Origin of the sequence: Stenotrophomonas maltophilia (assembly GCF_013464915.1) — a bacterium.
Taxonomy (GTDB): domain Bacteria; phylum Pseudomonadota; class Gammaproteobacteria; order Xanthomonadales; family Xanthomonadaceae; genus Stenotrophomonas; species Stenotrophomonas maltophilia_AT.
The window spans coordinates 49,804-72,210 of record NZ_RAVT01000006.1 but is presented as its reverse complement, the minus strand read 5'-3'; the positions used below and the strand labels follow the sequence as shown (position 1 = coordinate 72,210).

General features: G+C 67.4%; 20 protein-coding genes. 8 read left to right on the top strand and 12 right to left on the bottom strand.

Going from position 1 to position 22,407, the window contains the following annotated elements:
- Positions 1-11 precede the first annotated feature (11 nt).
- Positions 12-1,295 carry a phosphoribosylamine--glycine ligase gene (gene purD / locus D7T59_RS02620; protein ID WP_180850975.1) on the top strand — a complete coding sequence of 428 codons (1,284 nt, stop codon included), beginning with the start codon at positions 12-14 and terminating at the stop codon, positions 1,293-1,295.
- 176 nt (positions 1,296-1,471) lie between these two features.
- Here the strand turns inward: purD and rpoH are convergent, their stop codons facing one another.
- Positions 1,472-2,347 carry an RNA polymerase sigma factor RpoH gene (gene rpoH / locus D7T59_RS02615; protein WP_049428989.1) on the bottom strand — a complete coding sequence of 292 codons (876 nt, stop codon included), beginning with the start codon at positions 2,345-2,347 and terminating at the stop codon, positions 1,472-1,474.
- A 358-nt stretch (positions 2,348-2,705) separates the two neighbouring features.
- Between rpoH and D7T59_RS02610 the strand changes: the two genes are divergently transcribed.
- From D7T59_RS02610 to D7T59_RS02600, 3 genes are all read left to right on the top strand, one after another.
- A complete protein-coding gene (locus D7T59_RS02610) occupies positions 2,706-3,098 on the top strand; it encodes a BlaI/MecI/CopY family transcriptional regulator (RefSeq protein WP_049463302.1) in 393 nt (130 codons plus the stop codon).
- Positions 3,095-4,624: a M56 family metallopeptidase gene (locus D7T59_RS02605; protein ID WP_180850974.1), complete on the top strand. Its 1,530-nt coding sequence runs from the start codon at positions 3,095-3,097 to the stop codon at positions 4,622-4,624. The genes D7T59_RS02610 and D7T59_RS02605 overlap by 4 nt, the downstream gene beginning before the upstream one ends.
- A 131-nt stretch (positions 4,625-4,755) precedes the next feature.
- Entirely contained in the window at positions 4,756-6,291 is a 1,536-nt protein-coding gene (locus D7T59_RS02600) for a serine hydrolase domain-containing protein (protein ID WP_258012908.1), read from the top strand.
- 37 nt (positions 6,292-6,328) lie between these two features.
- Here D7T59_RS02600 and ung read toward each other — a convergent pair whose 3' ends face one another.
- The 5 genes from ung to rhlB form a co-directional block, all read right to left on the bottom strand.
- Positions 6,329-7,042: a uracil-DNA glycosylase gene (ung, locus tag D7T59_RS02595; RefSeq protein ID WP_180850972.1), complete on the bottom strand. Its 714-nt coding sequence runs from the start codon at positions 7,040-7,042 to the stop codon at positions 6,329-6,331.
- A gap of 9 nt (positions 7,043-7,051) precedes the next feature.
- Entirely contained in the window at positions 7,052-7,894 is an 843-nt protein-coding gene (locus D7T59_RS02590) for a response regulator (protein WP_111112974.1), read from the bottom strand.
- Between the two features lie 7 nt (positions 7,895-7,901).
- On the bottom strand, positions 7,902-8,849 hold the full coding sequence (ftsX, locus tag D7T59_RS02585; protein ID WP_099555248.1) for a permease-like cell division protein FtsX: 948 nt from the start codon (positions 8,847-8,849) through the stop codon (positions 7,902-7,904).
- 3 nt (positions 8,850-8,852) lie between these two features.
- A complete protein-coding gene (ftsE, locus tag D7T59_RS02580; protein ID WP_049428993.1) occupies positions 8,853-9,539 on the bottom strand; it encodes a cell division ATP-binding protein FtsE in 687 nt (228 codons plus the stop codon).
- Between the two features lie 136 nt (positions 9,540-9,675).
- Positions 9,676-11,400: an ATP-dependent RNA helicase RhlB gene (gene rhlB / locus D7T59_RS02575; protein ID WP_180850971.1), complete on the bottom strand. Its 1,725-nt coding sequence runs from the start codon at positions 11,398-11,400 to the stop codon at positions 9,676-9,678.
- Positions 11,401-11,911: 511 nt separating this feature from the next.
- Here rhlB and trxA point away from each other — a divergent pair.
- The 3 genes from trxA (at position 11,912) to D7T59_RS02560 (ending at position 16,007) form a co-directional block, all read left to right on the top strand.
- Positions 11,912-12,241: a thioredoxin gene (gene trxA, locus D7T59_RS02570; RefSeq protein WP_005411275.1), complete on the top strand. Its 330-nt coding sequence runs from the start codon at positions 11,912-11,914 to the stop codon at positions 12,239-12,241.
- Positions 12,242-12,469: 228 nt separating this feature from the next.
- Positions 12,470-14,224 carry a transcription termination factor Rho gene (gene rho, locus D7T59_RS02565; RefSeq protein WP_180882680.1) on the top strand — a complete coding sequence of 585 codons (1,755 nt, stop codon included), beginning with the start codon at positions 12,470-12,472 and terminating at the stop codon, positions 14,222-14,224.
- Between the two features lie 208 nt (positions 14,225-14,432).
- Entirely contained in the window at positions 14,433-16,007 is a 1,575-nt protein-coding gene (locus D7T59_RS02560; RefSeq protein WP_106551111.1) for a sensor domain-containing diguanylate cyclase, read from the top strand.
- A 34-nt stretch (positions 16,008-16,041) separates the two neighbouring features.
- Here D7T59_RS02560 and D7T59_RS02555 read toward each other — a convergent pair whose 3' ends face one another.
- Together D7T59_RS02555 and aceK are read right to left on the bottom strand one after the other, a co-directional pair.
- Positions 16,042-16,929, bottom strand: a complete 888-nt coding sequence (locus D7T59_RS02555) for an energy transducer TonB (RefSeq protein ID WP_180850969.1) — start codon at positions 16,927-16,929, stop codon at positions 16,042-16,044.
- Positions 16,930-16,995: 66 nt separating this feature from the next.
- Positions 16,996-18,726: a bifunctional isocitrate dehydrogenase kinase/phosphatase gene (gene aceK / locus D7T59_RS02550; RefSeq protein ID WP_106551117.1), complete on the bottom strand. Its 1,731-nt coding sequence runs from the start codon at positions 18,724-18,726 to the stop codon at positions 16,996-16,998.
- Between the two features lie 240 nt (positions 18,727-18,966).
- Here aceK and D7T59_RS02545 point away from each other — a divergent pair, with 240 nt between their 5' ends.
- Complete coding sequence (locus tag D7T59_RS02545) at positions 18,967-19,704, top strand: KilA-N domain-containing protein (protein WP_239506830.1); 738 nt, start codon at positions 18,967-18,969, stop codon at positions 19,702-19,704.
- 117 nt (positions 19,705-19,821) lie between these two features.
- Here D7T59_RS02545 and D7T59_RS02540 read toward each other — a convergent pair whose 3' ends face one another.
- The 4 genes from D7T59_RS02540 to D7T59_RS02525 are packed head-to-tail and all read right to left on the bottom strand — an operon-like array spanning position 19,822 to position 22,147.
- Complete coding sequence (locus D7T59_RS02540; protein WP_049424080.1) at positions 19,822-20,181, bottom strand: hypothetical protein; 360 nt, start codon at positions 20,179-20,181, stop codon at positions 19,822-19,824.
- Between the two features lie 53 nt (positions 20,182-20,234).
- Positions 20,235-20,651, bottom strand: a complete 417-nt coding sequence (locus tag D7T59_RS02535) for a roadblock/LC7 domain-containing protein (protein WP_180850968.1) — start codon at positions 20,649-20,651, stop codon at positions 20,235-20,237.
- On the bottom strand, positions 20,644-21,192 hold the full coding sequence (locus tag D7T59_RS02530) for a GTP-binding protein (protein WP_049429001.1): 549 nt from the start codon (positions 21,190-21,192) through the stop codon (positions 20,644-20,646). The genes D7T59_RS02535 and D7T59_RS02530 overlap by 8 nt, the downstream gene beginning before the upstream one ends.
- The gene (locus D7T59_RS02525) at positions 21,185-22,147 is read right to left on the bottom strand and encodes a hypothetical protein (RefSeq protein ID WP_180850967.1); all 963 of its coding nucleotides are present in this window, start codon (positions 22,145-22,147) and stop codon (positions 21,185-21,187) included. Before D7T59_RS02525 ends, D7T59_RS02530 begins: the two co-directional genes overlap by 8 nt.
- Between the last annotated feature and the right edge of the window lie 260 nt (positions 22,148-22,407).

Genomic DNA, 22,407 nt, shown 5'->3' with positions numbered 1-22,407 from the left:
GGAATCTCGTGATGAACGTACTTGTCATCGGCTCTGGCGGCCGCGAACACGCCCTGGCATGGAAGCTGGCCCAGTCCTCCCGTGTCACCGAAGTGATCGTGGCGCCCGGCAACGCCGGCACCGCCAGCGAAGACAAGTGCCGCAACGTGGCGGTGAAGGTCACCGACATCGACGGCCTGCTGGCGCTGGCCCAGGCCGAAGGCGTGGCGCTGACCGTGGTCGGCCCGGAAGTACCGCTGGTGGCCGGCGTGGTCGACCGCTTCCGCGCCGCCGGCCTGCGCATCTTCGGGCCGACCGCCGCCGCCGCGCAGCTGGAAGGCAGCAAGGCCTACGCCAAGGACTTCCTGGCCCGCCACAACATCCCCACCGCGTTCTACGCCGTGCACACCGAGGTGGACGCGGCGCTGGCCTACATCCGCGACAAGGGTGCTCCGATCGTGGTCAAGGCCGATGGCCTGGCCGCCGGCAAGGGCGTGATCGTGGCGATGACCCTGGCCGAAGCCGAAGATGCCGTGCGTGACATGCTCTCGGGCAACGCCTTCGGCGATGCCGGTGCCCGCGTGGTGATCGAGGAATTCCTCGACGGCGAGGAAGCCAGCTTCATTTCGATGGTGGACGGCGTGCATGCGCTGCCGATGGCCACCTCGCAGGATCACAAGCGCGTCGGCGACGGCGACACCGGCCCGAACACCGGCGGCATGGGCGCGTACTCGCCGGCCCCGGTGGTGACGCCGGAAGTGCATGCCCGCGTGATGCGTGAGGTGGTGAACCCCACCGTGCAGGGCATGATCGCCGACGGCATCCCGTTCACCGGCTTCCTCTATGCCGGCCTGATGATCGATACCAGCGGCGCCCCGAAGGTGATCGAATTCAACGTGCGCTTCGGCGACCCGGAAACCCAACCGGTGATGCTGCGCCTGCAGTCCGACCTGGTGGAGCTGGTGGAAGCTGCCATCGACGGCCGCCTGGACCAGATCGAGGCACAGTGGGATGTGCGCCCGTCGCTGGGCGTGGTGCTGGCCGCCAAGCCATACCCGGAATCGCCGATCACCGGCGACGTGATTTCCGGCCTGGACGACGTGCCGGCCAGTGCCAAGGTGTTCCATGCCGGCACCGCGCTGGACGCGCAGGGCCAGGTGCTCAGCGCCGGCGGCCGCGTGCTGTGCGTGGCGGCGCTGGGCAACAGCGTGCGCGACGCACAGGCCAATGCCTATGCCGGCGTGGCCAAGGTGACGTGGGCCAACGAGTTCCACCGCACCGACATCGGCTGGCGCGCGATCGCTCGCGAGGGCTGAGGTCCGGCGCCGCAGCCACGCATGGCGTGGCTCTACTGGGTGCCGTACCGCCACGCGTGGCGTGGACCCACAGATGCCGTACCGCCGGGGTAGATCCACGCCATGCGTGGATAGGCCCACAAACGAGAAAGGCCCGGCAATGCCGGGCCTTTTCATTGCTTCAACGCCACCCCGCCTTACGCGGTGAACAGCGCCTTCATCTTCTTCAGCGCGTTCGCTTCAACCTGGCGGATGCGCTCGGCCGATACGCCGTACTCGTCAGCCAGTTCCTGCAGCGTCACCTTGCTGTCGGCATCCAGCCAGCGACGGCGGATGATGTCGCGCGAACGGGCATCCAGCTCGGCCAGGCCTTCGCGCAGCAGCTGCATCTGGTTGTCTTCGCTGTCGGCACGCTCGTAGGCCATCGACGGGTCTTCGTCGTTGGCGACCAGGAACGCAGCCGGAGACGGCGGCGCGTGTTCGTTGTCCTCGTCGGTCGGCGCATCGAAACCGATATCGCGACCGGACAGGCGCGACTCCATTTCCATGACCTCGCGCTCGGACACGTTCAGGTCCTTGGCCACCGCGCTCACTTCGGCCGCGTTCATCCAGCCCAGGCGCGTCTTCGACTTGCGCAGGTTGAAGAACAGCTTGCGCTGCGCCTTGGTGGTGGCGACCTTCACGATGCGCCAGTTCTTCAGGATGAACTCGTGCATCTCGGCACGGATCCAGTGCACGGCGAAGGACACCAGGCGCACGCCCATTTCGGGGTCGAAGCGCTTGACCGCCTTCATCAGGCCGATGTTGCCTTCCTGGATCAGGTCGCCCAGGGCGAGGCCGTAGCCGTTGTAGCCGCGGGCCACGTGCACCACGAAGCGCAGGTGCGAATGCACCAGTTCGCGGGCGGCGTCCAGATCGTTGCCGTCGCGGAAGCGACGGGCCAGGTCCTGTTCGTCATCGACCGACAGCACCGGGATCTGGTGCACGGCACCGATGTAGGCGTCCAGCGAACCGAGCGCACTGGGAATCGGGAGATTGTTTGCCACAAGGGCAGTAGAGGTGTTCTGGCTCATAGGCACCCATCTTAGCAGTCCGGGATTTGGACTGCTAAAGGAGGAAAAAGTTCCAGCATCCTATTGATGCAACACTGGTCCCAAACAGAGCCCTACCGTAGCGCGATTTGATGACAGTGGCGAGCGCGCTTTTCGGGATTCACAATCCCTTGGAATTCAAGCAATTACCTACCGGAAACCGGCCGATTCCGGTCAAGCGGAGCTGAACGGGTAGGCCTGGAGGCGCATTCAGGGGCGGGGATGTTGCCAGATGTTCAGGCCCGCGCGCCACAGGCTCGATGTTTTACTACTAAAAAACCCGTTGACAGCCATGCGGCAGCATGCTCCGATGCATCAACTAATTCATACGTAGATGCGCATGGCCCGCCCCGCCTCCCAGACTCCCACCCCGGCCGAGCAGGCCATCCTGGACATCCTCTGGGACAAGGGCGAAGCCTCCGTGCGCGAAGTGGCCGATGTGCTCGGCGAACACAAGCCGGTTGCGTACACCACGGTGCTGACCATGTTCAACGTGCTGGCGAAGAAAGGCTTTGTCAGTCATCGCCAGGAAGGTCGCGCCTACATCTATCACGCCACGCTCAGCCGCGAGCAGGCCCGCCGGCAAGCGCTGGACCATCTGCTGCATCAGTTCTTCGACGGCTCGCCGAACGTGTTGGCACAGCACCTGGTGGACGAACGCGAAATCGATCGCAACGAACTGCAGGCACTGCAGCAGCGCATCAGCGATGCCAGGGCCGGGAGGAAGGAATGAACCTCATCGACCTGGCGATGGCACTGGGCGTTCGACAGTTGCTGTTGTCCGCAGTGGTGCTGCTGCCAGCGCTTTGGCTCGCTCGTCGGCGAGCCCTCAGTGCCGAACAACGTTCCTGGCTGCTGACAGCCGCGATGGCCGTTGCCCTGCTGCTGCCGCTCAGCGCCTTCCTGCCGGGATGGTCGACCACCCTGCCCGCACCGGCACCGCCTGCGGCCGCGTTCCATCCCATGCCCGGCGAAGGGGCAACGGCGGAAGAAGCCATCTTCGAAGCCGGACGGCAGCCCGACATCTATTACGTTGAACTGCCGAAGACCGTGCCGACACTGCTTGCAATGCTGTGGCTGCTGGGCACCCTGTGGCTGGGCATGCGCCTGCTGGACGCGCTGCTGCACGCACGCCGGCTGCGGCGGTTGGCGCAACCGGCATCCGCCGGACTGCGCGCGGTCCTGGCCGACATCGTGCCCGACCACGTGACGATCGCCACCTGCGCCGTCGACGGGCCGATGGTCGTCGGCCTGTGGCGCCCGACGATCCTGCTGCCGCGCCCGCTGCTGGCCCGCCTGGACAACAGCGTGCTGCGCGACATCGTCCGCCACGAGGTTGCACACCTGCAGCGCCGCGACCTGTGGACAAGCACGCTGCTGCGGGCGGGAACAGCACTGTTCTGGTGGAACCCGCTGCTGCACGTTGCCCAGGCACGCCTGGCGGTACTGCGCGAGATGGCCTGTGACGCACGCGCTGCGATGCAGGCACGCGAACCGCTGGACTATGCAGGTTCGCTGCTGGCCAGCGTCGAACAGCTGCAGGCCCTGCGCGAGGAGGCACCGACACTGGCGCTGGGCATGTTCAGTGCACGCAGCCAGCTGGCGCAGCGCAGCGATCAGCTGGTGGACGCCACGCCCCACGCCCCCCGGCGCCACAGCCTGCTGGTGCTGGGCCTGCTGCTTCTACTAGCCTGCGCCGGCACCGCGGTGGCTGTCTCACCACGGCTCGCCCCATCGCCGGCTGCCAGCGCCTCCTATACGCGCGTCAACACCCTGCTCCAGGCCGCCGGCACGCATGACCTCGTGCAGGTCCGCGCGTTGGCGGCGGCGGGCGTCGATCTCGATGCACGCGTGCTCGGCGATGGCACGGCGCTGATCCAGGCCGTCCGCGCACGCGACCCGGCGATGGTCAACGCCCTGCTGCAGCTGGGGGCCGACCCCGATCGCGCCGCACTGGGCGAGGGCAATCCGTTGATCGTCGCCTCCGCGCTGGGCCTGCAACCCATCGTCGAGCAGCTGGTGCAGGCCGGTGCCGACGTCAACCGGGTCGTGACCTATGACGAGACACCGCTGATCAATGCCTCGCGCGAAGGCCACCTGGTCACCGTGCAGTACCTGCTCGCGCACGGCGCCGACATCAACCTGGGCGTGGAAGCCGACGGCTGGCTGGGGCGCTGGCGGACACCGCTGAACCAGGCCGGCAACGCGGCCGTGCGCGACTACCTGCTGGCGCAGGGCGCCCGCCGCGAACGACGCTGACGCCGCCGCCGCATCGCCTCCTGCACTGCGGCGCTGACCCCGTTCCACCCGCAACGACCGGACGCGGCAGGCGTGCGTGGCAACGCCTGCGCCGATCCCAACCCTCTTCCACTCCTGCAAGGATGTCGATGATGAACCGCCTGTTGCTGTGTTCGCTGCTGGCCTGCCTGAGCCCGTTCCGCGTGATGGCCACCGACGCCGTCGCTGAAGACGCTGCGCGCTTTGCCCAGGCAATGGCCCATGGCCTGCGCCCCGGCACGGCCCCGCTGGGCGCGGCGCTGCCGCGATGGTCGATCGAGGAACGCCTTGCCCACTACAAGGTGCCGGGTGCCGCCGTTGCGGTGATCCGCGATGGCAAGGTGGTGTACGCCGCCGGGTACGGCCTGCGCCAGGCAGGCACGCGCGACGCGGTGGATGCCGATACCGTGTTCTCGGTGGGTTCGGTCAGCAAGATGGGCGCTGCGGCGACCACCCTGAAGCTGGTTGCTGCCGGCAAGGTCTCGCTGGAGGAGAACATCGATCCCCGCCTGCACCGCTGGCATGTGCCTGCCGATGCGCAGGGACGGCACCCGCCGATCACCCTGCGCATGCTGCTCTCGCACACCGCCGGCTTCAATGTGCATGGCTTCCAGGACTACCAGCCCGCCGAGCGCTTGCCGACCCTGCTGCAGACACTGGATGGACTGGCGCCTGCAAAGAATGAACCGATACGCCTGATCCACGCACCCGGCCAGCAGGTCGACTATTCCGGTGGCGGCTACACGGTGGTGCAGCTGGCGATCGAAGACCTGACCGGCAGAACATTCGCTGACGTCGCACGTCGCGAGGTGTTCGCGCCACTGGGCATGTCGCGCAGCACGTACCAGAACCCCCTGCCTTCCGGCTACGGCAACGTTGCCCATGCGCACGACAACAAGGGCCTGCCGGAAGCGCTGCCACGCGGCTGGCAGAGCTTTCCGGAACAGGCGGCGTCCGGGCTGTGGACCAGCGCCAACGACATGGGCCTGTTCGTCGCGGCCCTGCTGCGCAGCATCCGCACGAAGGATGGATGGCTGCCGCAGTCATTGGCCCTGCAGATGGTCAGCGAGGTGGCGCCGGCCGGTCGTGGCCTGGGACCGGAGCTGGCCGGCACCGGTGCCAGTCGCCGCTTCTTCCACAATGGCAGCAATGACAGCTATCACGCCGGCATCGAAGGCTACCCGGAGAGCGGCGATGGATTCGTCATCCTGACCAATGGCGACAACGGCCCCGCGCTGCGTGGGGAGATCCGCAATGCCCTGTCCGATGCGCTCGGCCACAACGCCAAGCCGGTCATCCGCACGCTGGATCCTGCATTGCTGGCGGAGGGCTATCCGCGCTTCAGCGGCCGCTTCGTACTCGATGACACCCTGCCCATGGATCTGCGCAGCGGCCTGGCCGATTGGTTCGACGTCACGACCCTGGACGTGCAGGCGATCGATGCTGGACTGCAGTTGCGCCTGCCCGGGCGTGATGCACCGGTCGCTCTGCAGGCGCTGACGCCCGTCCGCTTCCTGGCAGGCAGTGCGGGGGCGGAACTGCTGTTCCATCGCGGCGGCGATGGCAGCGTGCAGGCGTTGAGCGTGATCGCCGAAGGCGCGCGTGCCTACTACCGGCGCGCGGATCCCGCACCAGCAGCGGGCCACTGATCCATCGCTGGCGGCGCCGGGCCCCTGCCCGGCCCGCTCAGAGCGCCGAACGCGGCGGCAGCGACCAGTCGATCGGGGCCTGGCCGCGGCGCTGCAGGTACTCGTTGGCCATCGAAAAATGGCGGCACCCAAGGAAGCCACGGTGGGCCGACAACGGCGACGGGTGCGGCGACTTCAGCACGCGATGGCGACGGGTATCGATGACCTTGCCCTTCTGCTGCGCATAGGCACCCCAGAGCATGAACACCAGGCCTTCGCGTTCGCTGTTGAGCACGTCCACCACGTGGTCGGTGAAGCCCTCCCAGCCACGGCCCTGGTGCGCACCGGCCTTGCCCTCTTCCACGGTCAGCACGGCATTGAGCAGCAGCACGCCACGTTGTGCCCACGGCATCAGGCAGCCGTGGTCCGGGCGCGGGAGACCGAGATCGCTCTCGATCTCCTTGTAGATGTTCAGCAGCGACGGTGGCACAGGTACGCCCGGCGCCACCGAGAAACTCAGGCCATGCGCCTGGCCCCGCCCGTGGTACGGGTCCTGGCCGAGGATCACCACCTTCACCTGCTCGAACGGCGTGGCATCGAACGCCGCGAAGATCTGCGGGCCGGGCGGGAACACCGCGGCACCACTCGCCTTGCGCTGGCGCAGGAAGCCGGACAGCTCGCGCATCTGCGGCTGCAACAGGTAATCACCGACATGCTGCTTCCAGCTCGGTTCCAGCTGGATCGTCGGGGTGTCCGCTACTTCATCAATCATTGCGCCACTTCATCGAATCAGGGGTCCATCGTTCAACCGGGCCAGACGCAGCTGGAACAGCACCTTGGTGACCAGCAGCCGTTCTTCGATCGGCTTGAGCACCAGGTCGTTGGCGCCGGACTGCAGCAGCCCGGTCTGGTTGTGCGGGTTGCCGTCGCCGGTCATCACCAGCACCGGCAGGCGGCGCTTGCCGTAGCCGAAGTCCACGCGCACGCGCTGCACCACATCGCGGCCGCTCAGCTCGCCCTTCAGGGTGACGTCGGTCAGCACCAGGTCGATGCGGTGGCGGCTGCGGCCCAGCGACTCGGCGGTGAGCAGGGTGAACGCCTCTTCGGCGCTGACCACGTGCAGCACGTTCAACTGCTGGCGCTCCAGCATGCGCTTGGTGGCTTCGGCCACCACGCGGCTGTCCTCGATGTAGAGGATGGTCGCGCCGGGAATGGTCTGCGGCTGCACGTAGCCGCGGATGAAGGTCGCCAGCGCTTCATGGCCGAGCGATTTGTCGAAATAGTCGGTGACGTACTCGGTGAAGCGACGCTGCTCCAGGTGCTGCTGGGCGTCGCCGGACACCACGATGACCGGCACATAGGCCTGGCCGGCCGCTTCGCGCACCATCCGTGCCAGTGCCAGGCCGTCGCCATCGCGCAGGGTCAACGAGGTGGTCACCAGGTCCACCGGGCCCTGCGCCAGCGCCTGCTGCGCGTCTTCGATGCTGTCGCAGCCGATCACCTCCACGCCCGGCAGGTCGCGCTTCAGCACGTCGGCGATCAGCTTGCGCACCAGCTTCGAGCCATCGACCACCATCACCCGCGTGGCGGGCCCATCAAGGTGCTTCAGCGCTTGCGGTTGCATGCCGGTCTCAGGTGTCGGTCGGGCGGGTCTGGCGCAGGAAGTGGCCGGTCACCAGCCACGCGCCCAGCCAGCCGAGCAGCAGCGTGCCGAGCAGGACCAGGCCGCCATGCAGCAGATCCAGGCCGTGCAGCACGAACGGGCTGCCATAGCTGCGGGAGAGTTCGGCCAGCGGCACGCGCAGCGCGGCACCGGCGGCACCGATCAGGGCCAGTGCCACCGCACCGGCCCCCAGGCCGTACCACGCGCCCAGGTACAGGAACGGACGGCGGATGAAGCCATCACTGGCGCCGAGCAGCTGCAGCACGCCGATCTCTTCGCGGCGGGCCTGGATGTCCAGGCGCACGGTGTTGCCAACCACCAGCGCGGCGCCGACACCGAGCAGTACCGACAGCACCTGCACCAGCCGTGCACCGAACGCCAGCCAGGCATCCAGGCGCTGGCGCCACAGTGCATCGTGCTGCACCAGGTCGGCCTCGGGCAGGCTCTCCAGCGCGCGTGCCAGGCGTGCGTCGTCCTTGCCCTGGCCGGGGGTGATCACCAGCAGCGAGGGCAGCGGGTTGTCATTGAGTGCGTCGATCGCCTCGCCAAGGCCGGCATCGCGCAGTTCCTGCAGACCCTGTTCGGGCGTGCGCACGTTCACTTCGGCCACGTCATCGCGATCGCGCAGCTGGCCGGCCAGGCGCAGCGCGCCGGGGCCATCGACATTGCCCTTCAGGAATACGTTGATGTCGCGCGACTGCTGCACGCTGCCGGCGAACTGCTTGAGGTTGTCCAGCGCGATCGACAGGCCCAGCGGCAGGGCCAGCGCCAGCGCCATGACCATCACCGTCAGCAGGGTCGCCCACGGCTTGCGGAAGGCACGGCCGAGGCTGAACACCACGCTGTGCGCGTGGTGCTGGAACCAGACGCCCACGCGCGAGGGGGCGGCGGCTTCGCTGTTTTCGTTCTTGGCCATGCGTTACTCCGCCAGGTCCTGCGGCGAGATGTCATCCACCAGCCGGCCGTGGTCGAGGATCAGCACGCGCTTGCGCATGCGGCGCAGCAGCGGCAGGTCGTGGCTGACCACCAGCACGCTGGTGCCGCGCGAGGGCAGCTCGGCAAACAGGGCCATGATCTCCGCCGCCAGGGTCGGGTCGAGGTTGCCGGTCGGCTCGTCGGCCACCAGCAGCTTGGGTTCGCCGACGATGGCGCGGGCGATGCCGACGCGCTGCTGCTCGCCGGCGGACAGCTGCGAGGGCAGTGCCTTCTCGCGATGGCCCAGGCCCATCCGTTCCAGCACCGAACGCACGCGCTTGCCGATGTCGCCACGGCGGGTGCCGCGCAGGATCAGCGGCAGCGCCACGTTCTCGGCGATGGAGCGGTCCATCAGCAGGCGATGGTCCTGGTAGACCGCACCGACCGCGCGACGGTGGCGGGGCACGTCGCCGCCGCGCACCTTCAGCAGGTTGCGCTCGTCGAACACCACCGCGCCGCGGCTGGGCCGCTCGTCGAGGTGGATCAACTTGAGCAGGGTGCTTTTGCCCGCACCGGAATGGCCGGTGACGAACAGCATCTCGCCCGGCGCGACCTCGAAGCTGACATCGATCAGTGCTTCGTGGCCACCGGCGTACTGTTTGCTGACATTGTCGAAGCGCAGGACACTCATGCCCCGATTATGCAGGAGCCGCGCGACGGATCGGTAGCGCCGGGCCATGCCCGGCGAAAACCGTCCGGCCTGGTGGGTGCCGACCGTTGGTCGGCACACCTCAAGGCCACCCGACCAACGGTCGGGTGCCACCGGCTTAGTTGCCCGACAGCATCCGGCGGATCTTGCGGCCGATGCGGGTCAGGAACGAATCGCCGGTATCTGCGGCGGTACGCACCGGCTTGGCCACCACCTGCACCGGGGTGACCGGGCTGGCGCCATTGCCGGCATTGGCCTGCACGCCCTCGGCACCCTCGACCGGACGGCCGTGGCGACGACGACGGCGCTTGCGCGGCTTGTGCTCGCCGTCCACCGCACCTTCCGGTGCGCCTTCGGCACGCGGCGGGCGCGGCGGGCGCGGAACCTGGGCGGTGGCGCCTTCGGCGCCGGCGGCCGGGGCGGCAGCGCCCTGCTCGCCTTCCACGCGCGGCTTGCGCGGGCCACGCGAACGGCGTTCGCCGCTGCGCTCACCGTCACGGCCACCACGGCCACCACCACCGCCGGAACGGCCGCCACTACGGCCACCGCCCCGACGCTCTTCCTCGGCGGCACGGGCTTCGCGCGCTTCGCGGAAGATCTGGCCGACGCTTTCGTTGTCCTCGCCTTCCTCGCCTGCAGCCGGTGCCGGGCGTTCCGGGCGCGGCAGCGGCGTCAGCAGTTCCTTGGTGACCGGCTCGGACGGAATCTTCTGCTCGATGTAGGCCTCGATGTCCGGCAGGCCCATGGCGTAGCGCTCGCAGGCGAAGCTGATCGCGTCGCCCTCTTCACCCAGGCGCGCGGTGCGACCGATGCGGTGCACGTAGTCTTCGGCATCGAACGGCAGGTCGTAGTTGTAGACGTACTTGATGCCGTCGATGTGCAGGCCGCGCGCAGCCACGTCGGTGGCCACCAGGATTTCCAGCTGGCCCTTCTGGAAGCGGTTGAGCAGGCTCTCGCGCTTCTTCTGCGGCACATCACCGGACAGCACGCCGACACGGTAGCCGGCCTTCTCCAGCGAACGGGCGACGCGCTCGACGAACACCTTGGTGTTGACGAAGACCATGGTGCGCGCGCCTTCGCTGCGCGACAGCAGGCCCAGCAGCAGCGGGATCTTCTCGTCGTCGGCCGGGAAGTAGATGCGCTGGCGCACGCGGGCAGCGGTGATGGTCTCGGCTTCGACCACCAGCTTCTGCGGTTCGTTCATGTGCTCGTAGGCCAGCTCCAGCACGCGATGGCTGAGGGTGGCACTGAACAGCAGGGTCTGGCGGGTGGTGCGCTCGGGCATGCGGCGCAGCAGGAAGCGGATGTCCTTGATGAAGCCCAGGTCGAACATGCGGTCGGCTTCGTCCAGCACGCAGATCTCGCAGGCGTGCAGCGAGACCACCTTGTGCTGCTTGACGTAGTCGATCAGGCGGCCCGGGGTGGCGATGATCACGTCCACGCCCTGCTGCAGCAGTTCGCGCTGCTTGTCGTAATCCACGCCGCCGTAGACCAGGGCGAAGCGCAGGCCCAGGTCGGAACCGAACTTCACCGCATCCTTGTGGATCTGGATGGCCAGTTCGCGGGTCGGGGCGAGGATCAGGGCGCGCGGATCTTCCGGCTTGCGGTCGGCCAGCGCCGGACGCGTCAGAAGGCGGTTCACGACAGCGACCAGGAAGGCCAGGGTCTTGCCGGTGCCGGTCTGGGCCTGGCCGGCAACATCACCGCCAGGCAGCGCGACCGGCAGGGTCAGCGCCTGGATCGGGGTGCAGCGGGTGAATCCGGCTCCTTCAAGGCCGGCCTGCAGGGCCGGATGCAGCTCGAAGGAGGAAAAGGTCAAATCGGTCAGCGGTTTGTCGCTCATGAGTCCGTCTTGGTATGGCCGCCGGCCCGTGGGGCGGCTGGCACTTCATCGTCTAGGGGCACCGTCGCAAACTGCGGCCCCTGCGGCGGGTTGGCAGGCTGGGACCACCCGGTCCGCGCGCCGCACAATGGCCCAGTTTAACGCACTCGGGCCAGCAAACCGGAGTGCCCTGTCTCAGGAACCGAAGAGACGCTCGATCTTCATCCAGCCACACGGGCCTTGAACGACCCGGCCGGGCCCGCTGGTGTCGCCCGCTGCCACCCCCATCTTCGGGAAGACAGTGAAATCCGACACATACCGAGCTTCGAAGCGATCACGATACGCTGGGTTCCAGCCGGCGCCTGTCCCCGCCCTGCGATAGGGGTACACTGCCGGCCGTGAGCGTCCAGGCATCCCGCCGAACGCACCGCGGCAGTGCGCCGCGAGGCAACGACGAGGGTCGCGCCACCGGGCATGGCCCAGTTCACCCACCTCCGGCATGGCCGGGTGCAATCCAAGACGAGAAACCAAGATGAGCGACAAGGTTGTACATGTCGGCGACGCCGACTTTGATAGCGCAGTGCTGAATTCCAAGGAACCGGTGCTGGTCGATTTCTGGGCCGAATGGTGTGGCCCGTGCAAGATGATCGCCCCGGCGCTGGACGAACTGGCCGACGCCTACCAGGGCCGCGCCAAGATCGCCAAGGTCAACGTCGACCACAACCGTGCGCTGGCCGCCAAGTACCACGTGCGTTCGATCCCGTACCTGGTCGTGTTCAAGGACGGCGAGAAGGTCGGCGAGCAGATCGGTGCGGTGGGCAAGGCCCAGCTGGCCGGCCTGCTGGACAAGGCCCTGGCCTGATCCTGCTGTTTTCCGGCAGCCGCCGCCCGCGGCTGCCGGCGGGCGCCCCGCGTCCATGATGAATGCTGTTCCCGGCGGCCCTTGCACGGCGCCGCAGGCCGATGATAGTGTCGGCACATCCGGCCGCGTTCGCGTGCCGCACCCTCTGGACGCAGTTTCTTCCAGACCCATTCCCAACGTTCGCCGCCCCAGCCGGGCGCTCGCACCTTCAAGCGAGGAATAACGCTCTTGTCCGATAACACTTCCGAAACCGGCAGCGCCGATGCGCCCGCCGAAAAGCGCGTGCGCAAGCCCCGCGTGAGCAAGGCCGCCGCCCCGGCAGCCGCCGAAACCAGCGCCGCTCCGGCGCAGCCGACCCTGCCGCTGGCCGCCGCGCCCGAGGCACCGGCGCCGGCCGCAGCACCCGCGCCGAGCGCGCCCGCCGCCGAGGCCCCTGCCAGCAGTGGCGGTGGCGAAGGTGGTGAGGGTCGCGAATCCGGCCAGCCGCGGCAGCAGAACCACCAGGGGGGTGGCCAGAACCAGAGCCAGAACCCGTACAACCAGAACGGCCAGCAGGGCCAGGGGCAAGGCCAGGGCAACCGCCGTGACCGCTTCCGCAACCGCCGCGACCGCGACCGCAACAACAACAACCGCTTCCGCGACGACGGCATGCCCAACGACGGCGGCGAGCAGCAGCCCTTCGTGCCGCGCCCGCATGCCAACGTTCCGGAAGGCTTCCCGGTCTATTCGCTGAGCGACCTCAAGCGCATGCCGGCGCAGAAGCTGCTGGAGATCGCCGAGCAGCTGCAGATCTCCGAAGGCGTGGCCCGCGCCCGCAAGCAGGATGTGATCTTCGCCCTGCTGAAGGTGCTGACCCGCCATGGTGACGGCGTCGCCGCCGACGGCGTGCTGGAAATCCTGCCGGACGGCTTCGGCTTCCTGCGCGCGGCCGAAGCCAGCTACCTGGCCGGCCCGGACGACACCTACATCTCGCCCAGCCAGATCCGCCGCTTCAACCTGCGCACCGGCGACCATATCTCCGGCCGCATCCGCTTCCCGAAGGACGGCGAACGCTACTTCGCGCTGAACATCGTCGACACCATCAACGGTGAGCCGATCGAAGCATCGAAGAACAAGGTGCTGTTCGAGAACCTGACCGCGCTGTTCCCGCGCCGCCGCTTCACCCTGGAGCGTGGCAACGGTTCGTCGGAAGACATCACCGGCCGCATCCTCGACCTGATGGCCCCGCAGGGCAAGGGCCAGCGCTCGCTCATCGTGTCCCAGCCGAAGGCGGGCAAGACGATGATGATGCAGCAGGTCGCCACGGCCATCACCACCAACCATCCGGACGTGCACCTGATCGTGCTGCTGATCGACGAGCGCCCGGAAGAAGTGACCGAAATGCAGCGCACCGTGCGCGGCGAGGTCATCAGCTCGACCTTCGACGAACCGGCCGCGCGCCACGTGCAGGTGGCCGAAATGGTCATCGAACGCGCCAAGCGCCTGGTCGAGCACAAGAAGGACGTGGTGATCCTGCTCGACTCGATCACCCGCCTGGCCCGTGCCTACAACAACGTGGTGCCGAGCTCGGGCAAGGTGCTGACCGGTGGCGTGGACGCCAATGCACTGCACCGCCCGAAGCGCTTCTTCGGTGCCGCGCGCAACGTGGAGGAAGGCGGCAGCCTGACCATCATCGCCACCGCGCTGGTCGACACCGGCTCGAAGATGGACGAGGTGATCTACGAAGAGTTCAAGGGCACCGGCAACAGCGAAGTGCACCTGAGCCGTCGTATCGCTGAAAAGCGCGTGTTCCCGGCCATCGACATCAACCGTTCGGGCACCCGCCGCGAAGACCTGCTGATCGAACCGGAACTGCTGCAGAAGATCTGGATCCTGCGCAAGCTGCTGCATCCGATGGATGAAATGGCCGCGATGGAATTCCTGCTGGACAAGATGAAGAACACCAAGTCCAACGACGAGTTCTTCGGTTCGATGAAGCGCTGAGCCCGACGCTGCGCCTGAAGAAACCTGCCGCCGTGTGCGGCAGGTTTTTTTTTGCCTGCAGGGCGACCCACTTCACTTCACCGCCGTCCGGTTTTGGCGATAATCCGCCCGATGCCCTGCCCGGCCCCGAGGGCCGGGCCACCGATTCCCGCTGTCGCCCCTTCCGGAGAACCGGTCGGGTCCAGCCTCCTGCCGGATCCGTCGACGCATGCGAACGCTGTCTCCCCGCCTCAACCTGGGCAAGCTGATCCTCGCCCTGGCCCTGCTCAGTGCCATCATCGCGCTGGCCAACACCCTGCTGGCCAGCTACCGGGTGCAGCGCGACCAGCTGGTCGGCAACACCCTGGAAGCCAACCGCGTCTACGCCACCAAGCTGGCCGAGACGACCCAGAACTTCCTGCTGGCTGCCCAGCAGGAACTGGCCTACGCCGCCACCCGGCTCGGCCAGGGCAACCTCGATCCGGCTCAGGCCCAGGACGAAGCCAGCCGCCTGCAGCTGCAGACCAACAGCTTCAACTCTTCGCTGGTGGTGGACGCCGACGGCCTGGTGATCGCCACCTCGCCGCAGACCCTGCAGCTGCAGGGCGAAGTGCTGCACAGCGTCGGCAACAACGCCGCGCTGGCCGCGCGCCAGCCGATGATCAGCGATCCGTACCAGTCGGCCACCGGCAAGCTGCTGGTCTCGCTGTCGCACCCGATCTTCGATCGCCAGGGCCACTACCGTGGTTACGTCAGCGGCACCCTGTACCTGCGCCAGCGCAGCGCACTGCACACGCTGCTGGGCAAGCACTACTACCGTGATGGTTCCTACCTGTACGTGGTCGACCGTCATGGCCGCCTGCTGTACCACGCCGATGGCAAGCGGGTGGGCGACTACGTGGTCGGCAACCCCGCAGTGAAGGCCGTGGTACGTGGCGAGCGCGGCGCGCAGCAGGTGCGCAACAACCTGGGCGTGTCGATGCTGGCCGGCTACGCGCCGGTGGCAGCCACCGGCTGGGGCATCATCGCCCAGCGCCCGACCGAGGCCACGCTGCAGCCGCTGTCGCGGTTGATGACCGCGGTCATCTGGAACGCAATCCCGCTGGGCCTGCTGTCGCTGCTGATCACCTGGTGGTTCGCCCGTCGCATCTCGATGCCGCTGTGGCAGCTCGCACGCAACGTGCAGGGCGGCGAAGACACCGGCAACGCGATCAACCACGTCAGCGGCATCCGCGCCTGGTACTTCGAGGTCGCCCAGCTGAAGCAGGCGGTACTGCACAGCTTCAATGCGCTGCAGGACCGCATCGGCACGCTCAACCGCGCCAGCCGCACCGATCCGCTGACCGGCCTGCTCAACCGCCGCGGCCTGCAGCAGGCGCTGGATGCCCTGCAGGTACAGGGCATCCCGTTCGCGATCCTGGCGCTGGACATCGATCGCTTCAAATCGATCAATGACAACCACGGCCATGATGTCGGCGACGCCGCCATCGTCCACATCGCCGACCAGATGCGCCGCTACTCGCGCGACAGCGACATCCTCTGCCGCGCCGGTGGCGAAGAGTTCCTGCTGCTGTTGCCGGGCATCAGCGCCGAGTCGGCGCGACAGGCTGGCGAACGTCTGCGCCAGCACATTGCCGACCATCCGTTTGAACCGGTCGGCACCATCACCGTCTCGCTGGGCGTGGCCCACTTCCCCAGCTTCCATGTCGATGCCGAGCAGGCACTGCGGCTGGCCGACAAGGCGCTGTACCTGGCCAAGGAACAGGGCCGCAACCGGGTGGTGGTCTACCCCTACGCCGATTGACGCGAAGCCGGGCTGGCCGGCTCCGCAGTGATCGTCAGCCCTGCTCCAGCGGCGTCAGCAGGCGCAGGCCGCGCTTGGCGCCGTCCACCATGTAGATGCCGCCCTCGGGCAGCAGGTCGCCGCCGGCCTGCTCGATCGCATCTGCCTTCCGCCACGGCACGGCCTGCCGCGGGCCGGGAATGAAGGCACGCCAGCGGCCATAGCGCTCCGCTCCATTGGGATCATCGTTCAGGCCGAAATTCACCGGTATGCGTACCGTCCAGCTGTCGCGGGTGCTGGCCTCGCCGGTGGTCGGTGGCTTGAACGTCCACTTGCGGGCACTGCTGACGGCGGCCTTGGCCAGGATCTCGCGCATCTTGGCAAGGGTGCGCTCGCGTCCGACCACGGTCATGTTCACCTGCTCGGCAACGACATCGGCCACCGTACCGTCACGCGCGATCCGGACCACCAGCAGCACTTCACCCTGCCCACCGCTCCGATAGACTTCTTCCGGATAACGCGGGGGTGCCATGCGCCCTCGGGTCACCGAATCGGTGGCCTTCTCATCGTACTCGCTGAAATTGACGCTGGTCATGCTGACTTCGTAGCCACCATCGGCCATGGCCTTGCCCCGCAGGCGCACCCGCAATGGCGCACGTGCGGCCACCGCCTTGCCATCGCGCAGGGTGGGTTCGAAGCGCCAGCCACCGATGGTGCCCTCCACGAAGGACGCGATGCTCGGAGACAGCATCGACTTCTGGTCCAGTACCAGCGAACTGACCGCACCCTCGGGCGTGACCTCGATATGGCCAGAGAGCACCATGCTCATCTCCGCCGTGGCACGCACCGCGCGCGTGGTCTGTGCGCTGGCATCGCCAGCAAGCAGGGGAGCGCCGGCACCGACGGCCAACGCGAGAGCGAGGAACAGGGGGGAACGCATCATTGCCGGATCCTTGGTGATGAGTGCCGAGCGTAGCGCAGTCTTCACATCCGGGACAGTTCGGCCGGGCTACGCCAACCGGTGCGCGCCTGCATAGGGTGGCGTATCCGGATAGTCACCGCGGGCGAAACGCTCCTGCAGGCCCTGCCACCAGGCAGGGTCGAACAGGTGCCGGTAGTGCTCGCGGACCGCGGCCAGTTCGCCCGCCGGCAGGCCCATGAACGGTCCGAATCGTTCGGGGAACACGTCGCGCGGCCCCACATGGAACCAGGGTTCGTCAGCCAGTGCTTCCTCCGGTGTGCGCGGCTGCGGCCAGGCGCGGAACACGCAGTCGCTGACCAGGCACAGTTCGTCGTAGTCGTAGAACACGGCCCGGCCGTGCCGCGACACACCGAAGTTCTTCGGCAGCATGTCACCAGGGAAGATGTTGTTGCGCGCCATGTCGGTGATCGCCTGCGCGTAGTCGAGCACGGCTGCACGTACCGCCTCCCCGCCCTGCTCGCGCAGGTACAGGTTCAACGGACGGAAACGGCGCTGCACGTAGCACAGTGCGATCTCCACCTCGTCGCCATCGACGCGCACGCTCTGTGCACATTGCTGCAGCAGTTCGTCCAGCAGTGCCGGAGCGAAGCGGTCGCGTGGGAAGCGCAGGTGGCGATAGGGCTGTGCGTCGAGCAGGCGGCCGACACGATCGAGGTTGAACACCAGCGCGTACTTCTCTTCCACCTGCTGCCGTGACATCGCCTTGGGCCACGCGAAACGGTCGCGGATCAGCTTGAACACCAGCGGATAGCTGGGCAGGGTGAACACCGCCATGACCATGCCCGGCGTGCCTTCGGCATGCACCAGCCGCTCCTGCGGATGCTCGTTGAAGTGGCGGAAGAAGGTGCGGTAGCGCTCGGTCTTGCCCTGCTTGGCGCGGCCCAGCACGGTGTAGATCTCATCGATGGGCTTGCCCGGCAGCAGACTGCGCAGGAACACCACTGCATCACCTACCGTGGCCAGGTTGGCCTGGAAATAGCTGCGTGACACACCGAACAGGTGGGCCACGTCCCGGCGCCGGGTCAACACCGCATCGGCGCGCAGGCCACGCTCGTCGTTGACCAGCGCAATCACGCACGGCGAGAACCGATGCTCGCCGAACACGCGGCCGACCAGATAGGCGCGGCGCTCGCGGTAGAACACGGTGTCGAGCAGCTCGATGCTGCGCACCGGCGTGTCCCCCCAATGGGCGAGGTCATCCTGCAGGCGCACCGCAATGGCTGCCGCACAGCGCAGCTGATGTACGTAGGGAATGTCGAAGCGGTAGTCGGCCAGCACCCGCTGCAGCGCCTCCACCGGCCGCGTCGGCGAAACCGCATAGGTATGCCGCGCAACTGGATGGGTGATGGCATCGGAGGGTTCGACATCGAAGGCGATGAACTCCAGTGCCGGATCCACGCCGCGGGTGGCGAACATGCGCCGCGACAACGTGTTGTAGAAGGTCTTGTACAGCTCGGCGTCGATCAGCCCCTGCAGCAGTGCGCTGTACTGCGCATGCACCTGCAGCCATAGCGCACGTTCGCCGATCGCCTCGCCGGCAAGGCGGCGCAGTGCATCCATCTGCTCGGCGACGCACAGGTCGTACAGCGCAATGCGCTCGACCGCATCCTGCCGGGCACCGGCCCAGTCGCGCTGCTCGAAGCGCTGCCGCGCACGGGCGGTCACGCCGGCGAATCGAGCGTGGTAATCCTCGAAACCATCGCGGATGGCCACCGCGATGCGCGGTGCCAGTTCGGCAGCAATGTGAGGCTCGGACATGCAGGGCTCACCCGGTAGGACCAGCTTCACCATACGCTGGCGTGGGGTGGCTTGTGTAGAGCCGGGTCCATGCCCGGCTTGGTTCACCGCAACCTGCCCGGAGAACAGCCGAGCATGGCTCGGCTCTACAGGGCTGGATCCAATGCGCCCCACGAAAACGCAACGATTCCTACAGACCCCGGCCCACCCCGTTGCCTACCCTTTCATGCTCACAACGGCACAAGGTGACGCATGCAGCAAATGACGTTTATCCCACGCGTGGAGGAAGGCAATGTAATCCCGCAGCGGGCGCGCGACGGCTACATCAGCGCCACCGCGCTGTGCCAGTCCGTGAACAAGCGCTGGTCCGACTATCGGGCGCTGAAATCGACGGAGGAGTTCCTGCAGGAACTCATGGCGCAGACGAAGCTGGCAGAGAATGAACTGATCCACGTGGTATCCGGTGGAAACCCGGCGATGCAGGGCACCTGGATCCATCCGTACCTCGCCATCAACCTCGGCCAGTGGCTGTCCCGCAAGTTCGCGGTGAAGGTCTCGCAGTGGGTGGTGGAATGGCAGCAGGGTCGCGCCAATGCGGTGATGCCCGCGCATATCGAGCGCTACATGCAGAACCGGGCCAGGGTGCCGTACACCCACTTCTCGATGCTCAACGAGCTGACGTTGAACCTGATCGCGCCGCTGGAGCAGGCCGGCTACACCCTGCCACAGGCGCTGGTGCCGGACATTTCCGAAGGGCGCCTGTTCTGCAAGTGGCTGAGGGACCACCGGGGTGTCGACACCGATGCACTGCCGACGTATGACCACACCTACCCGGATGGGCGCACGGTGCCGGCCAAGCTGTACCCCAACGAGTTCTACGAGGACTTCCGCCGCCACTTCAATGAAGTCTGGCTTCCCGAAAAAGCACCGGCCTACTTTGCAGCGCGCGACAGCAAGGCGCTTTCGTTCGTGACCGCGCTGCTGCTTCCGGCGCCGTGACCGCGACCGGAAGCAGCCGGGCATGGCTCGGCTCTACAGATCCAAAGTGCGGCCGGGCATGAGGTTTCGTTCTGCTGTAGAGCCGAGCCCCTGCTCGGCTCCACAGAAGCCGACGGTTCAGATCGCCAGATCTGCCTCCACGTCCTGCACCTTGCGCCGGGCCAGGGCCAGGTTGGACTTGGTACGGTCGAGCACGATGTAGAAGAACAGCCCCTTCTTCTTCGCCACCGGGCGCATGATGTGGTACGCCTTGCCCAGCGAAATCAGGATGTCCTCGATGCTGTCGTTGAGATTCAGCGATGCGGCGGTCTTCATCTTGGCGCGGATCACTTCGGTGTTGCCGGCGGCGGCCACTTCCATGTCCATGCCGGCACCGGCCTCGCCCAGCAGCATGCCGCTTTCGTAGTCGACCAGCGCCACTGCCTGCGCGCCGTCGATGCCCATCAGTGCGTTCAACGATTCATTCAATCCAGCCACGTCGCACCCCTTGTCGATGTTGGTTCGAGCCCCTCGTTCCCCTGCGGCCGGGCTCACGATCCGCCGAGTTCGGCCAGGATCGCCTGGCCACATTCCCTGCTCTGCCACAGCACCTGGCCGATCACGCTGCGCTGGTCGCAGGCCGCCATCAGCAGCAGCGGCGCGCGCCCTTCGGCCTGGATCGCCAGCATCAGCACCTTGCCGCCCGCGGCCTCCAGCATCAGCGTCTGCAGATCACCCAGCACCAGTTCGCGCCCCACTGCTGCGGCCAGCGCCAGCATCGCGCTGGTCATGGCTGCCAGGCGTTCGCCGCGCCCATCGGCACCGGCACTGACCAGGGCGAAGCCATCGACACTGGCCAGCACCACCGTGCGCACGCCTTCCACCCGCTGCCGCAGGCCCTCCAGCAGCGGCTGCAGGCGCTCACGCTGGTCGGCATCGGGCAGTACCGCAACCTGCCCGTCAGCCATGCGCGGCCACCAGTGCGTGCGCTTCCATTTCGCCCATCAGTACATCCATCAGCAGCAGTCCCTGTTCGCGGTCGCGGGCATCCACTGCCAGCAAAGGCAGCGGTTGATCATCGAGGCTGGCGCGTGCGGCCCAGTCGTCCAGCGCGGCGTGCGGTGCCTGGTCCAGATGGGTGACGGCCACCACCAGCGCCAATGACGATGCGAACGGCCGCAGTACCTGCAGGTAATCCTCCAGTTCGGCAACCACGCCCGCGCGCCGCGCATCCAGCAGCAGCACGGCGCCGCGGGCGCCCTGCAGCAGGATCGGCCAGAGGAAATCGAAACGCTGCTGGCCCGGCGTGCCATACAGGCGCAGGCGCTCGCCATTGGGCAGGTCGATATCGGCATAATCCAGGGCGACGGTGGTGGACGCCTTGTCGGCACCGACGCGGTCACTGTTGGCCACATCGGTATCGATCACCGCCCCGGCCGCGATGCTGCGCACCAGGGTCGACTTGCCACTGCCCATGCCGCCCAGCACCACCACCTTGTGCTCACGCATTGCGCTCACTCCCGCGCAGGTGACGCCACAGGCGGGCGAGCAGGCCGTTGTCGGTGCCGGCGGCACGTGCCGGCAGCGGTACCGCCGGCGCTGCCTGCAGCTGCGCGTAACCGCACAGGTAAGCGGCATGGATGAAGTCGCGCACGGCCGCAGGCGGCAGATCAAGCAGCATCGCGCACTCATCCACCGTGCACGCGCGCTTGAGCAGCAGCGAGCACAGCCGGAAGCCATCGTGGTCATGGCCCAGCACACGGAAGTCGGGCCAGCGCAGCAGCTTTACCGAAGCACCGCGCAGGCGCTCGTCCAGCGCCTGCCAATGGCGGCTGCGCTGTGCCCACTGCCATAGCAGGGGACGCAGCGGCTGGCGTGGCCGATCAGCGGCCAGGGCCTGCAGGCGTGCCGGCGTGAGCGCATCCAGCTGCAGGCGTTCGAAGCCATCGGCCAGGCGTTCGAGCAGCGCAGCGGCAGGCTCCTGCAGCAGCACCGCCTGGTCGTGTTCCAGGTCCATCAGCAGCACCGGCTCTCCGGCATCGCAGAGCAGGGCCTGGCCCTGGCGCAACGGCAGCCGCTCGCGCAGAAGGCGGGTGATGGCGTGTGCACCATCGGCCAGACGGATCGGTGCGGGTGCGTGCATGGCCAGGGGCTCCACTGCCAACTGCATCCCGCGCAGGGCGCGGCCGATGGCTCCGTCATCAAGTACGTCCTGGTGGCCATCGCCGTCGCGCAGCTGGCCCCCAAGATCCTCGATCCAGCACTGCAGCCGCGGACGCTGCTGGCGCATGCGCAGGGCCGCATTGCGCAGCGCCGGCGTATCACGGATGACCAGCAGGTCGCAGTCGTCCAGGTCCTGGCTGCGACGGATCTGGCCATCCGGCAGGGCCGAGGCCAGGCGCAGGCGCTGCAGCAGGGCCTGTTCACCCTGGATGTCGGTTCCCACTACCAGCACGCGTGCCATCGGTGTTCCCCGTGCGACCACCTCCCCGGTGGTCTCGCGTCGCCAAGGCTAGGGCATCGCCAGCGGCAGCCGTCGTGATCAACTGCTCAGATCGGGAGCGGTTGCAGATCCGCTCATATCGGTTCTGCGACGGCCATCGTGGGCAAGTTTCATGCCCCTTTGACGGCATTCCGACAGCCGACGGACGTCACGGTTTCATCGCCTGGGGTCAGACCCCTTCTGCACGGCAAAAGGGATCTGACCCCAGAGCCAAAAAAGAA

Coding starts and splice junctions, on each gene's coding strand:
- ftsE (WP_049428993.1), bottom strand. CDS start 9,539: ATGAGTGTCCTGCGCTTCGACAATGTCAGCAAACAGTACGCCGGTGGC.
- rpoH (WP_049428989.1), bottom strand. CDS start 2,347: ATGAGCCAGAACACCTCTACTGCCCTTGTGGCAAACAATCTCCCGATT.
- D7T59_RS02590 (WP_111112974.1), bottom strand. CDS start 7,894: ATGCAACCGCAAGCGCTGAAGCACCTTGATGGGCCCGCCACGCGGGTG.
- trxA (WP_005411275.1), top strand. CDS start 11,912: ATGAGCGACAAGGTTGTACATGTCGGCGACGCCGACTTTGATAGCGCA.
- D7T59_RS02530 (WP_049429001.1), bottom strand. CDS start 21,192: ATGCGTGAGCACAAGGTGGTGGTGCTGGGCGGCATGGGCAGTGGCAAG.
- rhlB (WP_180850971.1), bottom strand. CDS start 11,400: ATGAGCGACAAACCGCTGACCGATTTGACCTTTTCCTCCTTCGAGCTG.
- D7T59_RS02600 (WP_258012908.1), top strand. CDS start 4,756: ATGAACCGCCTGTTGCTGTGTTCGCTGCTGGCCTGCCTGAGCCCGTTC.
- purD (WP_180850975.1), top strand. CDS start 12: ATGAACGTACTTGTCATCGGCTCTGGCGGCCGCGAACACGCCCTGGCA.
- aceK (WP_106551117.1), bottom strand. CDS start 18,726: ATGTCCGAGCCTCACATTGCTGCCGAACTGGCACCGCGCATCGCGGTG.
- D7T59_RS02555 (WP_180850969.1), bottom strand. CDS start 16,929: ATGATGCGTTCCCCCCTGTTCCTCGCTCTCGCGTTGGCCGTCGGTGCC.
- D7T59_RS02535 (WP_180850968.1), bottom strand. CDS start 20,651: ATGGCTGACGGGCAGGTTGCGGTACTGCCCGATGCCGACCAGCGTGAG.
- ung (WP_180850972.1), bottom strand. CDS start 7,042: ATGATTGATGAAGTAGCGGACACCCCGACGATCCAGCTGGAACCGAGC.
- D7T59_RS02545 (WP_239506830.1), top strand. CDS start 18,967: ATGACGTTTATCCCACGCGTGGAGGAAGGCAATGTAATCCCGCAGCGG.
- D7T59_RS02605 (WP_180850974.1), top strand. CDS start 3,095: ATGAACCTCATCGACCTGGCGATGGCACTGGGCGTTCGACAGTTGCTG.
- ftsX (WP_099555248.1), bottom strand. CDS start 8,849: ATGGCCAAGAACGAAAACAGCGAAGCCGCCGCCCCCTCGCGCGTGGGC.
- D7T59_RS02560 (WP_106551111.1), top strand. CDS start 14,433: ATGCGAACGCTGTCTCCCCGCCTCAACCTGGGCAAGCTGATCCTCGCC.
- D7T59_RS02525 (WP_180850967.1), bottom strand. CDS start 22,147: ATGGCACGCGTGCTGGTAGTGGGAACCGACATCCAGGGTGAACAGGCC.
- D7T59_RS02610 (WP_049463302.1), top strand. CDS start 2,706: ATGGCCCGCCCCGCCTCCCAGACTCCCACCCCGGCCGAGCAGGCCATC.